Source organism: Natronococcus sp., assembly GCF_047921035.1.
In the GTDB taxonomy this organism is placed as follows: Archaea; Halobacteriota; Halobacteria; order Halobacteriales; family Natrialbaceae; genus Natronococcus.
This window is the reverse complement of the sequence record NZ_JBLRWX010000103.1, coordinates 1-11,183: the sequence shown is the minus strand read 5'-3', so window position 1 is coordinate 11,183 and position 11,183 is coordinate 1. Positions and strand designations below refer to the sequence as shown.

Annotated in this window: 12 protein-coding genes; 6 read left to right on the top strand and 6 right to left on the bottom strand. The window is 67.4% G+C overall.

The window, feature by feature from the left end:
- Positions 1-52 precede the first annotated feature (52 nt).
- Both ACNA7R_RS16820 and ACNA7R_RS16815 read right to left on the bottom strand, forming a co-directional pair.
- Positions 53-523 (bottom strand): hypothetical protein, encoded by a 471-nt coding sequence (locus tag ACNA7R_RS16820; protein WP_416284692.1) that lies wholly within the window; start codon positions 521-523, stop codon positions 53-55.
- An 81-nt stretch (positions 524-604) separates the two neighbouring features.
- On the bottom strand, positions 605-2,005 hold the full coding sequence (locus ACNA7R_RS16815; protein WP_416284691.1) for a signal recognition particle protein Srp54: 1,401 nt from the start codon (positions 2,003-2,005) through the stop codon (positions 605-607).
- 614 nt (positions 2,006-2,619) lie between these two features.
- Between ACNA7R_RS16815 and ACNA7R_RS16810 the strand changes: the two genes are divergently transcribed.
- From ACNA7R_RS16810 to ACNA7R_RS16800, 3 genes are all read left to right on the top strand, one after another.
- Positions 2,620-2,838 carry a hypothetical protein gene (locus ACNA7R_RS16810; RefSeq protein ID WP_416284690.1) on the top strand — a complete coding sequence of 73 codons (219 nt, stop codon included), beginning with the start codon at positions 2,620-2,622 and terminating at the stop codon, positions 2,836-2,838.
- 90 nt (positions 2,839-2,928) lie between these two features.
- A complete protein-coding gene (locus tag ACNA7R_RS16805) occupies positions 2,929-4,386 on the top strand; it encodes a dihydrolipoyl dehydrogenase (RefSeq protein ID WP_416284689.1) in 1,458 nt (485 codons plus the stop codon).
- Between the two features lie 32 nt (positions 4,387-4,418).
- Complete coding sequence (locus ACNA7R_RS16800; protein WP_416284688.1) at positions 4,419-6,044, top strand: ATP-binding protein; 1,626 nt, start codon at positions 4,419-4,421, stop codon at positions 6,042-6,044.
- Positions 6,045-6,140: 96 nt separating this feature from the next.
- Here the strand turns inward: ACNA7R_RS16800 and ACNA7R_RS16795 are convergent, their stop codons facing one another.
- Positions 6,141-6,491: a nuclear transport factor 2 family protein gene (locus tag ACNA7R_RS16795; protein ID WP_416284687.1), complete on the bottom strand. Its 351-nt coding sequence runs from the start codon at positions 6,489-6,491 to the stop codon at positions 6,141-6,143.
- 72 nt (positions 6,492-6,563) lie between these two features.
- A complete protein-coding gene (locus ACNA7R_RS16790) occupies positions 6,564-7,361 on the bottom strand; it encodes a sulfurtransferase (protein ID WP_416284686.1) in 798 nt (265 codons plus the stop codon).
- 271 nt (positions 7,362-7,632) lie between these two features.
- Between ACNA7R_RS16790 and ACNA7R_RS16785 the strand changes: the two genes are divergently transcribed.
- From ACNA7R_RS16785 to ACNA7R_RS16775, 3 genes are all read left to right on the top strand, one after another.
- Entirely contained in the window at positions 7,633-8,493 is an 861-nt protein-coding gene (locus tag ACNA7R_RS16785; protein WP_416284685.1) for a sulfurtransferase, read from the top strand.
- Between the two features lie 9 nt (positions 8,494-8,502).
- Complete coding sequence (locus ACNA7R_RS16780) at positions 8,503-9,132, top strand: rubrerythrin family protein (RefSeq protein WP_416284684.1); 630 nt, start codon at positions 8,503-8,505, stop codon at positions 9,130-9,132.
- 93 nt (positions 9,133-9,225) lie between these two features.
- Positions 9,226-9,939, top strand: a complete 714-nt coding sequence (locus ACNA7R_RS16775; RefSeq protein WP_416284683.1) for a DUF2270 domain-containing protein — start codon at positions 9,226-9,228, stop codon at positions 9,937-9,939.
- Positions 9,940-9,951: 12 nt separating this feature from the next.
- Here ACNA7R_RS16775 and thiM read toward each other — a convergent pair whose 3' ends face one another.
- Complete coding sequence (gene thiM, locus ACNA7R_RS16770) at positions 9,952-10,782, bottom strand: hydroxyethylthiazole kinase (protein ID WP_416284682.1); 831 nt, start codon at positions 10,780-10,782, stop codon at positions 9,952-9,954.
- A 7-nt stretch (positions 10,783-10,789) separates the two neighbouring features.
- Positions 10,790-11,183, bottom strand: a 394-nt coding sequence (locus ACNA7R_RS16765) for a thiamine phosphate synthase (RefSeq protein ID WP_416284681.1), incomplete at its 5' end; no start/stop codon positions are given.

The window sequence follows — 11,183 nt, the reverse complement described above, 5'->3', positions numbered from 1 at the left end:
CGACCACGTCGCCCCGCCGACCGAGGACGGCCGCCCCGTCGACGCCTGACGGTCAGGCCGAATCGGCCGCTTCCAGCTCCGCCTCGGCATCCGCCCGCCGGCGCCGAGCCGCCATCGCGTCGGGGATCGTCCCCGCGTCCGCCTCGAGACCGTCGTCGGTGACGGTTTCGGCGACCGCGAGCAGCGCCTCGAGGACCGCCGCGTAGGCCCGGAGTTCGTCGACGTCGTCTCCGCGAGCTTCGGCGGCGTCCTCGAGCGACTCCCGCGCGTCCGCGAGTCGCTCCTCGGCGACCGACGGATCGAACGCCCCGGCCTCGAGATCCGAATCGGCCTCGAACGCGTAGGTGGCCTCGTTCAGCCGGCCGGCCGACCGGGCGAGCGCGCGTTCCCCGGATCGATCCGCGGCCTCGAGGTCACCGTCGTCGTCCGAGCCGGTGGCCGCATCGACCCGATCGAAACAGCCCGCGAGGGCGGAACTACACCCGAACGCGAGCGCGACGCCGAGGTACTGACGACGATCCATTCGACTCTAACTATACAATTAAGATATAATGAATTTGTTGGCAGAAAGCAATCGGTGAAATGCTCGAGGAGAGAACGTGACCTACCCGAACGGGCCCATCCCGCCCATGCCGCCGCCGCCACCGCCACCGCCGCCCTGCTGCATCTGTTGCATCATCCGCTGCATCTCCTTGTCCGAGCCCATGCCCTGGAACTGCTTGATGGTGCGCTCCATCATCTTGTACTGCTGGAGCAGCTCCCGGACCTGGTCCTCGCTCGTCCCCGAGCCCCGGGCGATGCGTTCGATCTGGTCGGCGCCGATCGCCTTCGGGTACTCCTTTTCGGTATCGGTCATCGAGTCCATGATGACGCTGAACGTGCGCATGCGCTCCTGGGTGACGTCCATCGCGTCGTCGGGGAGCTGGTCCTTGATCCCGCCGCCGAAGCCGGGGATCATGTCCATCACCTGGTCGAGGGGACCCATGTTGTTCATCGCCTCCATCTGCTTTTGCATGTCGTTGAGAGTGAACTGCCCCGTCAGCATGTCCTCGGGGTCCCACTCCTCGTCGTCCTCGATGTCGGTCTGTTGCATCGCCCGCTCGACGCGCTCGGCGAGCTGGCCGAGGTCACCCATCCCCAGCAGCCGGGAGATGAAGCCGTCGGGCTCGAAGCGCTCGACGTCCTGGACCTCCTCGCCGGTCCCCAGGAAGGCGATCGAGGAGTCGGTCTGATCGACCGCCGTCAATGCCCCTCCGCCTTTGGCGGTCCCGTCGAGCTTGGTGATGACGACGCCGTCGATGCCGATCGACTCGTCGAACTGCTGGGCCTGGTCTTTCGCACCCTGCCCGATCGCCGCGTCGAGCACGAGCAGGGACTTGTCGGGTTCGACCGTCTCCTCGATGTCCTCGATCTCGTCGATCAGGTCGTCCTCGAGGGCGTGCCGTCCAGCGGTGTCGACGATGTGGACGTCGGCCTCGCTGGTCTCCTCGAGCCCGTTGCGGGCGATCTGGACCGGGTCCTCGGCGTCGGGGTTGCCGTAGAAGTCGACCTCGGCACGTTCGCACATCTCCTTTGCCTGATCGTAGGCGCCGGGCCGGAACGTGTCGGTCTGGATGACCGCCGGACGGAGGCCCTTCGTCGAGAACCACCACGCCATCTTCGCAGCGGACGTCGTTTTACCGGATCCTTGAAGACCGGCCAGGAGGATCGTCTGCTCCTCGAGGGGCAGGTCCGTCGACTCGCCGATGAGGTCGACCAGTTCCTCGTAGACGATGCGGAGGACGAAGTCCCGCGCCGGGGTGCCGGCGGGGGGTTCCTCCTCGAGGGCCCGTTCCTTGATGTTGTCCGACAGCTCCATCACGAGCGAGACGTCGACGTCGGCCGAGAGCAAGGAGCGCTGGATCTCCTTGACGATCTCCTCGATGTCCTCCTCGCTGAGCCGTGACTTCCCGCGGAGTTTGTCGAGCGTGCCCCGCAGAGAACTCCCGAGATCGTCGAGTACCATTTGCTCGGTGTACGTGGCGACGGCGTTAAAGGCTTTTTCTCGACCGCCAGCGCTCCTGTTCGTTGCAGGTCGCTCTCAACGCCTATCGGCGTAGATGGGACGAGTCACCGCGTGTCGAGAAGCCGATCGCTCCACTTGCGGTGGCGCGCGCTGTCGTCAGGATCGAGCGACAGCGAGATCCTGATCGGCGATATTGCGCGAGGTCTTCGCGAGGAAACGAGCGAAGGCTTGGAAGACGCAGCGCGTCTTCCTGTGGATGAACGAGGGAACAGCGTGACCGAGTGAATCGGCTGGGGAGGGTGTGGCAATTCCCTGCTGCCACGGTGTGGAGAGTCGTTCCCGTCATTCACGACAGCAGTAGAGAGGAGCACGATTTCGGTATGCAGAGTCGTCGTGACACTCGTGTTTAGTGTAACGGCTCACTCACCGCTCGCTACGCTCGCGCTTCGATCGTCGTTCCGCAGAGAGACGCGCTGTCGCGCGTCTCGGACGGCTGTTCGCCCAGTAGAAACTGCGAGCGAAGCGAGCAGTTTGCCTGTCTACGTAACGATCCGACCGACGATTCGAACCCGTCGTCGGAGGGTATTTCAGCCGTCCGCCGACAACGTTCGCGTATGCCCACCGAACCGGAGATCGACACCGGCGAGTATCCCGCCCTCGCAGACGCCGACGTCGTCGTCCGCGTTGAAGACGGCCTCTACATCGCCGACGACGAGGTGACGGGCGTCTCGAGCCAGGGACCCTCGGAAGAAGCGGCGATCGCGAACCTCGCGGACGCCGTCGACACCTACACCGACGGCCAGTCCGACGACACCGGCGACGACTGGCTGTAGCGACCACGGCACCCGTCGAGTCGCCGTCTACAGCCCCGTTTCACACGCAGCCTGCCGTTTTACGGTGGTATTCGTGGTCGGATACACGATATGGACGAGTTCGACATCGTCGTTGTCGGCGGCGGATCGGGAAGCCAGGTAGCCACCGCGGCGGCCGAGGAGGGCCTCGAGGCGGCCGTGATCGAGCCGGGACCCCTCGGGGGCGCCTGCATCACGCGAGGCTGTGTCCCCTCGAAAGCGCTCATCCACCGGGCCGACGTCGTCGACGAAATTCGCCGCGCGGAGCGGTTCGGCGTCGATGCTACCCTCGAGGACGTCTCCTACGGCGAGATCACTTCGTCGATCCGGGAGACGGTCTACGGGAAGGCCGAGCGCCAGGCCAAATCGCTCGAGAAGGCAAAAAACGTCGCGCTCTACCGCGGCGAGGGACGGTTCGTCGACGAGCGCACACTCGAGGTCGATCCCACGGACGACGCGGACGGGGATGAACCGCGACGAGTACGGGGCGAAACGATCGTCGTCGCCGTCGGGGGTCGGCCGACGGTTCCGCCGGTCGACGGCCTCGAGGATATCGATTTTCTGACCAGCGACGACGCCCTCTACCTCGACGAGCGACCCGACGAACTCGTCGTCATCGGCGGCGGCTACATCGCGGCCGAGCTGGGCTACTTCTTCGGCGCGCTCGGCGCCGAGGTCTCGATCGTCGGTCGGAGCGAGCAGCTCGTCCCGCGAGAGGACGACGACGTCAGCGCCGCGGTGACCGACGGGCTCGAGCGCTACTGCGATCTCCACACCGGCTACGAGGCCGCCGAGGCACGCGAGACCGACGGCGGGGTGGCGGTCACCGCGGAACCCGCGGACGACGGCGGGACCGACGGCGACGGAAGTGGCGCGGTCGACCTCGAGGCCGACGACCTCCTCGTCGCGGCCGGGAGACGGCCGAACACCGACACGCTCGAACCCGAGAACGCGGGCGTCGAGACCGACGAGCGAGGATACGTCGAAACCGACGAGTTCCTCGAGACGAGCGTCGACGGGATCTGGGCGCTGGGCGACGTCCTCGGCGACGAGCCCTACAAGCACGCGGCCGACTACGAGGCCCGGGTCGTGGCGACGAACGTCCTCGAGACCGTCAAACGGGCCGTCGACTACGGGGCGATGCCCCACGCGATCTTCACCTCGCCGCGGGTCGCCAGCGTCGGCCGAACGGAGGGGGAACTCGAGGAGGACGGCCGGGAGTACGAATCGGCGCGCGTGAGCTACGACGCCGCACCGCTGGGGGTGATCCTCGATCCCGGCGAGGCGTTCGTCAAGGTACTCGCGGCACCGGACGGGGAGATCCTGGGCTGTCACGTCGTCGGTCCGCGAGCGCCGACGCTGATCCAGGAGGTCGTCGCGACGATGGACGGCGGCGGCACCGTCGACGACGTCGCGAACGCGGCCCACGTTCACCCGGCGCTCTCGGAGGTCGTCTACGCGACGTTCGACGAACTCTCCTCGAGCCCGTACTCGACGGCGCCGGACTGGCGGGACGTCGGTGACGAGTGATTTATTTATCATAGTCACATTACGTATTCAAAATGGGTGAACAATCGGGGTCGACGACCCCGGGCGGCGACGGCGCGACGCGGGCGTACGAGCGGATCACCGACGCGGTGGTCGCGCTCGACGGGGAGTTCCGGATTACGTTCTGTAACGCGGGAAGCGAGTGGGTGCTGGGGGCGAGCGAGTCGGCGCTCCGCGGAACGCCGATTCAGGAAGCGCTTTCCAACGGGGTCGGATCGACGATTCGCGAGGGGTGTGAACACGCGCTGCAGACCCAGGAGTCGATCAGGTTCGAGGAGTTCTTCGACTCGCTGGACGCCTGGTACGAACTGCGGATCTATCCCGGCGAATCGGCGGCCACGATACACTTCCGAGACGTCACCGACCGAGTCCGGCGGGAGGACCAGCTCCGGCGGCGCGAACGCGCGCTTCAGGACGCCTACGAGGCGCTGGCCGACGCGAATCGACCGCTCTCCGAGCAGGTCGAAGGGCTGTTACGCATCGTCCGCGAGACGCTCGGAACGGAGTGTGGGGCGCTCTCGTCGATCCAGGAGGGCACCAACGAGTACACCCTCGAGGCCGTCGACGCGGCCGAGGGGATCGGCCTCGAGCCCGGAACGACGATTCCCCTCGATTCGACGAACTGCCAGCGGGTCGTCGCCGCGGGTCGGACGGTCGCGATCGAGGACCTCGAGACCGACGCGCCCGAACTCGGCGAGCGCGCCGCCAGCGGGGAGGGCGAGGTGACCTGCTATCTGGGGACGCCGATCTTCGTCGACGGCTCGGTGTACGGAACGTTCTGTTTCTACGATCGCGAGCCCTGTCCCGAGGGGTTCTCAGACTGGGAGCGGACGTTCGTCGGACTGCTCGCGAACTGGGTCGGCTACAAGCTCGAGCGCCAGCGCTACCGGGAGCGCCTCGAGGCCTCGAACGAACAGCTCGAGCAGTTCGCCTACGCGGCCAGCCACGACCTGCAGGAGCCGTTGCGGATGGTCTCGAGCTACCTCTCGCTGATCCAGCGGCGCTACGAGGAGGAGTTGGACGAGGACGGACGGGAGTTCCTCACGTACGCGGTCGACGGCGCCGACCGGATGCGCGAGATGATCGAGGGGTTGCTCGCGTACTCCCGGGTGGAGACCCAGGGCGACCCCTTCGAGCCCGTCGACCTCGAGGTCGTCCTCGAGGACGTCGTCGACGACCTGCAGTTCAGGCTCGAGGAGACCGACGCGACGCTCTCGATCGACTCGCTGCCCCGGGTGCAGGGTGACGACGATCAGCTCCGACAGGTGTTCCAGAACCTGCTCGAGAACGCGATCGAGTACAGCGGCGACGAGCCGCCGTCGATCCACATTACGGCCGATCGAAAGACGGCGTCAGACTCGGCCGGCGCTCGCGGCGAGGCCGTCCCGACCGGGGACGGCAAGTGGGTGATCTCGATCAGCGACGCCGGCATCGGGATCGACCCCGACAACAGAACGCGGGTGTTCGAGGTCTTCGAACGGCTCCACAGCCACGACGCCCACGCCGGAACGGGGATCGGACTGGCGCTCTGTCAGCGGATCGTCGAGCGCCACGGCGGCGAGATCTGGATCCACCCCGATCCCGACGAGGGGACGACGTTCCGTCTCTCCTTGCCGGACGCGTCGGCCGGCGACGCCTGATACGGATTGCTGTACCGATTTCCCGGCGCAACCGCGACCCGTGCGGCGGTTGCGCCGGGAATGACGTAGAGTAAACCGTCTGATAAGTAGAGGCTCCTACTCCGTTGGAGTCACGTCACCGGCAAACGTCTGAAAGTCGATCGTGTCGTCGGGGACGTAGAACGTGTCCGTCGCGAACTCGTAGACGTTATCGGGCGTTTTGCCCTCCCAGACGATGTAGGCGAACTCGTCTTCGACCGTCTGCTGGTGGACGTCGATCGTCGCCCCCTCCTGGTCGAACTCCTCGCAGAGGTCCGCGAACAGCCCCTCGATCTCCTCGAGGCCACGGAACGTTCCCACGTTCGTGACGACGACCGACTCCTCACGGTAGTCGTCCATGATCGCCGAGAGCTCCTGGTCACCAAACGCCGTCAGGTGGTGCTCGAGCACCGATTCAGTGGTTGTCACGTCGGATCACCGTGCGTATCGACAGCACACAACAATATAAAATCTTCAGTCCAGTGAACTGATGTCTTCCAGCTAGTACTCGGCTCCGATCTCGACCTCGCCGTCGGTCGCGAGCCACTCGGTGAGGCTCCCCTCGTAGACCGAGACGTGCTCGTAGCCGAGCGCCTCGAGCACCGCGTCGGTGTGGCTGATCCGCCTGGCGGTGTTGCAGTACAGAACGATCTCCCCCTCTCGCTCGATCCCGTGGTCGGCGAACAGCGCCTCGAGCTCCGCGGCGGGTTTCAGCCGTCGCGTCTCGTCGTCGACGGTGCTGCGCCAGTCGAATCGCACGGCGCCGGGAAGGTGGGCCTCCGCGAACTCCTCGGGATCGCGGGTGTCGACGAGGACCGCGTCGCCCTCGAGGGCGGCCTCGACGCCCGAACGATCGATCAGCGGCCCGTCGGCGAACGAGAAGGGGTCAGCGGCGTAGGCGGTCGGATCGACCGACGGCGACCCGGTCTCGGTCTCGTACTCGCGGTTCCAGGCGCTGAAGTCGCCGTCGAGCAGGCGAACGTCCTCGTGGCCGTAGGCCAGCGCGGTGAGCCGAAAGCGGGCCGCGAAGACGCCGTGGGTGTCGTCGTAGGCGACGATCGTGTCCTCGGGTTCGATCCCGGCCTCGCCGAGCAGTTCCTCGAACGCCTCCCGTCCCGGCAGGGTTCCGGGGTCGTCGGCGGTTTCGTCGCGGTAGCTGTCGAACGGGACGTTCACGGCACCGGGCACGTGACCGATCCCGTCGTACTCCCAGGCGTCCCGGACGTCGACGACCGCGACGTCGGGCTCCTCGAGCCGGGGTGCGAGCCAGTCGGGCGAGACGACGACGGATTCGTCCATCACTCCCGACCTGTCGCGGCGGGCTGGAGTAGCCACCGATCCCGGCACGTCTCCCCGTCGTACCGAGACCGTGGCAAAACTTGCAGCTCCCGTCCGGCCGATCGACGCCGCCACCGCACACGTTCCCCCGCTCGGCGCGCAAACCCGGGCTCGACTCCGCGAGGCCGGGTCGGCCGATCGAGATGTCGGAAAGAACTGCCGAAACGGTCTAGCATCGACCGAATTGACCGGTTAGCACGGCCCTATGTGGCCGTCGCGGTATGTATCGAGTATGGCAACCAACGACTACGCCACCGACGCACTCGTCACGGCCGACTGGGTCGCGGAGCGACTCGAGGAGTTCCAGTCCGACGATCCCGGCCTCCGGCTCGTGGAGGTCGACGTCGACACGGAATCGTACGACGAGGAACACGCCCCTGGCGCGATCGGATTCAACTGGGAGACCCAACTGCAGGACCAGACCCGACGCGACATCCTCGACAAGGACGAGTTCGAGGAGTTGCTGGGCAGCCACGGCATCGGCGAGGACTCGACGGTCGTCCTCTACGGCGACAACGCCAACTGGTTCGCCGCCTACGCCTACTGGCAGTTCAAGTACTACGGCCACGACGACGTCTACCTGCTCGACGGCGGCCGCGAGTACTGGCTCGAGAACGACTACCCGACGACCGACGAGGTCCCGTCGTTCCCCGAGGTCGACTACGAGGCCGGCGGCCCGCGCGAGACGATCCGCGCCTACCGCGACGACGTCGAGAAAGCGATCGAACGTGACGTACCGCTGGTCGACGTTCGCTCGCCAGAGGAGTTCAGCGGCGAGATCCTCGCCCCGCCGGGCCTGCAGGAGACCGCCCAGCGCGGCGGCCACGTCCCCGGCGCGAAAAACATCTCGTGGTCCGCAGTGACCGGCGAGGACGGCACCTTCAAGAGCCGCGAGGAACTCGAGGGGCTGTACGCCGAGGAGGGGATCGACGGTGACGAGACGACCATCGCTTACTGCCGGATCGGCGAGCGCTCGTCGGTCGCCTGGTTCGCACTCCACGAGCTGCTGGGCTACGAGGACGCCGTCAACTACGACGGCTCCTGGACCGAGTGGGGCAACCTCGTCAACGCGCCGGTCGAGACCGGGGAGTAACGGGTCCCCATGACCGACGCCGACGACCTCCTCGAGACCGTCCGCGCCGAAAACGAGACCGAACTCTCCCGGCTCGGGTCGTCGAAGTCGCTGTACGCCGACACGGGCGGCGAGATCGACACCGAACCCGTACTGCGGGCGACCGCCGACGCCGAGCACGCCGCCTGGCGGACCTTCGAGGGCTGGGCCGACGACGAGGGCCACGAGGCCGCCCGGGAGGCGTTCGCGGAGACGGCCGCCGAGGAGCGAGCCCACTACGAGACGGTCGCCGAGAAGCTCGACGGCTACGAGCCCGAGACGGTGCCGACCCTCCACGAGTACCTGCGCGGGCTCGAAGACACCGTCGAGCGCACCGGCGCCCTCGTCGGTCGGATCCTCGCGAGTCGGCGATCGAAGGACCAGGTCGTCGGCTACTTCGTCGGCGACGCCGACCCCCAGACCGCGGGGCTGTTCCGGGAGTTCGGCGACGACCTGGACGACCAGCTCGAGCGCGCGACCGACCTGCTCGAGGCGGTCTGCGTCGACGAGACCGACCGCGAGCGGGCCGTCGAGGCCGCGAGCGGCGCGATCGAGGCCGCCTACGACGAGTACGTCGATTCGCTCGAGGCGCTGGACGCGAACCCGAAACCGGTCTGCTGAGCGGAGCGTCCTCGAAAGGAGACCCGGCTCCGGGGCGGCTCGACGACGATCGTCGGTTACGGTTCTATGCACCTCGTCGTGGATTCGGCTCGTATGAGCACCGACGACGAGCACGGCGACAGTCCTCTGGATCGCGGAGATCAGGAGATCGGCGCCGAGATCGCGGCCGATCCCGAGACCCTCCTTTCGGCGCTGCCCCACTACTACCGGGGCGAAGTGACCCAGGCGAGCAGCTCGCAGGATCGGATCGATCAGACGACGAACTGGGCGATCACGGTGCTGGCCGCGCTGCTCTCGGTGGTGTTCTCGAGCCCCGAGATGCCCGCCTACCTGCTGCTGGTCGGCATCCTCGTCCTCTCGATCTTCCTGTGGTACGAGGTTCGTCGCTACCGGTTCTACGACATGTACCGCGCGCGGGTGCGGTTCTTCCAGGAGAACGTCTTCGCGAACGCGCTGAAACCGGTCGGCGCCGAGCATCCCCGGTGGCGCGAGGAGCTGAGCGACGACCTCCGGTATCCGACGTTCAAGGTCACCAGCTGGGAGGCGCTGTCCCGGCGGATCCGCCGCATCTACGCGCTCCTGTTCGTCGTCCTCGGCGTCGCGTGGGTCGCGAAGGTGACGCTGTTCACCCCGGAGACGCAGTGGACCGAAGCGGCCGAGCTTCCCGGTCTCCACGGCGCGTTCGTCGCGGCGCTGTTCGGGGCGTTCTTCCTCGCCGTGTTCGCCCTCGCGAAGTGGCCCCACGCTCGACGGGCGAAGGGGGAAATCTACGGCGAAGAGCCGGGCGACTGGAAGAACGACGAGTAGCACCGTTCGGACTCACTCGATCGGCTCGAGGCGGGCGTCGAGGTCGTACTCCGCGACGACCTCGGGTGAGAGGCCGGCGACGGCGTCGTGGAAGTTCGTCCGGTAGCTCGCCGGCCCCTCGTGGGGAAGGTCGGCGGCCCGTTCCCCGGCGATTCCGAACGCGAGCGTGCCGTCTACCGCCGCCCTGCGGGCGTCCTCGAGCGCGCCACAGAACGTCGCGAGCGTCCCGCCGAGCATACAGCCCGTGCCGACGACCTCGCTCAGGCGCTCGTGGCCGGCCGCGATCCGGGTCGCGCCGTCGCCGTCGGCGACGACGTCCTCGACGCCGGAGGCGACGACGACGGAATCGGTCGACTCGGCGAGCGAGCGGGCGGTCGCCTCGATGGCGTCGTAGTCGCCGACTGACTCGACGCCTCGCACCTCGGCTTCGACGCCCGCGAGCGCGCTGATCTCACCGTAGTTGCCCTTGATGACGGCGAACTCGTACTCGGTGAGGAGTTCCTCGGCGACCGCCTCCCGCGTCGGCGTCGAGCCGACTCCGACGGGATCGAGGACGATCGGGATTCCGCGCTCGTTTGCCGTCTCGGCCGTCTCCCGCATGGCCTCGAGTTTCGACTCGGGAATCTGGCCGATGTTCAACAGAACCGCGCTCGCGAGTTCGGCCATCTCGCCGGCGTCGCCGGGCGAATCCGCCATCACGGGCAGTCCGTCCCAGTGGAGCGTGAGGTTCGCGACGTCGTTGATCGTGACCTCGTTGGTCAGCGACTGCACCAGCGGCTCGGTCTCGGCGAGCGCCTCGAGGGAGTCCGCGAGCGTCGGCCGGATCGTGTCGGATCTCGTCATGGCTCTGTCACTCTCTGTGCTCGAGGCCCTTCGCGGTTTCGACCGTTTCGGCGAGGGCGGCGGTCGCGGCCGCCGGATCCTCGGCAGCGGTGATCTCGCTGATGACGGCGACCCCGGCGGCGCCGGCCTCGACGACGGGAGCCGCGTTGTCGGCCGTGATGCCGCCGATGCCGACGACCGGGATCGAGACCGCCTCGACGATTTCGACGATCCGTTCGGGTCCGATTCCGATTTCGGCTTCGGGAACCTCCTTCGAGGTGGTCCCGTAGACGCTGCCGACGCCGAGGTAGTCAGCGCCGTCGGCCTCGGCCCGCCGAGCCTCGGCGACCGTCGACGCCGAGCAGCCGACGATCGCCTCCGGGCCGAGCAGCTCGCGGGCGACCGGGACGGGGAGGTCCGAC

Excerpts from the sequence above, each read along its gene's own strand:
- ACNA7R_RS16775 (WP_416284683.1), top strand. The coding sequence starts at position 9,226 with ATGAGCACCGACGACGAGCACGGCGACAGTCCTCTGGATCGCGGAGAT.
- ACNA7R_RS16820 (WP_416284692.1), bottom strand. The coding sequence starts at position 523 with ATGGATCGTCGTCAGTACCTCGGCGTCGCGCTCGCGTTCGGGTGTAGT.
- ACNA7R_RS16780 (WP_416284684.1), top strand. The coding sequence starts at position 8,503 with ATGACCGACGCCGACGACCTCCTCGAGACCGTCCGCGCCGAAAACGAG.
- ACNA7R_RS16800 (WP_416284688.1), top strand. The coding sequence starts at position 4,419 with ATGGGTGAACAATCGGGGTCGACGACCCCGGGCGGCGACGGCGCGACG.
- ACNA7R_RS16805 (WP_416284689.1), top strand. The coding sequence starts at position 2,929 with ATGGACGAGTTCGACATCGTCGTTGTCGGCGGCGGATCGGGAAGCCAG.
- ACNA7R_RS16790 (WP_416284686.1), bottom strand. The coding sequence starts at position 7,361 with ATGGACGAATCCGTCGTCGTCTCGCCCGACTGGCTCGCACCCCGGCTC.
- ACNA7R_RS16810 (WP_416284690.1), top strand. The coding sequence starts at position 2,620 with ATGCCCACCGAACCGGAGATCGACACCGGCGAGTATCCCGCCCTCGCA.
- ACNA7R_RS16785 (WP_416284685.1), top strand. The coding sequence starts at position 7,633 with ATGGCAACCAACGACTACGCCACCGACGCACTCGTCACGGCCGACTGG.
- thiM (WP_416284682.1), bottom strand. The coding sequence starts at position 10,782 with ATGACGAGATCCGACACGATCCGGCCGACGCTCGCGGACTCCCTCGAG.
- ACNA7R_RS16815 (WP_416284691.1), bottom strand. The coding sequence starts at position 2,005 with ATGGTACTCGACGATCTCGGGAGTTCTCTGCGGGGCACGCTCGACAAA.